Consider the following 259-nt stretch of genomic DNA (forward strand, 5'->3'; position numbering starts at 1 on the left):
CCAAGTGCTCTACCAAGCTGAGCTACTTCCCGGTTATTGGCGCGCCCGAGAGGAGTCGAACCCCTAACCTTTTGATCCGTAGTCAAACGCTCTATCCAATTGAGCTACGGGCGCATTTATAGTGTCTAGCTACGAAAGCCAAACCATACGGCTGTTTCACTTCTTCCTGCGGAGTCAAATAACAACTCCTTCTCAGAAGCTCCAACATCCTAGTGGTTTAAGCGGGCTTTCTCCGCTTTTCTAAAAATGGTGCCGAGGA

The 259-nt window shown here is 49.4% G+C and carries 1 tRNA gene; it reads right to left on the reverse strand.

Annotation, left to right across the window (positions count from 1 at the left end):
• Positions 1-37 precede the first annotated feature (37 nt).
• A tRNA-Arg gene (locus K9V48_RS28820) sits at positions 38-114 on the reverse strand.
• Positions 115-259 lie beyond the last annotated feature (145 nt).

The organism is Metabacillus rhizolycopersici, from assembly GCF_020075705.1.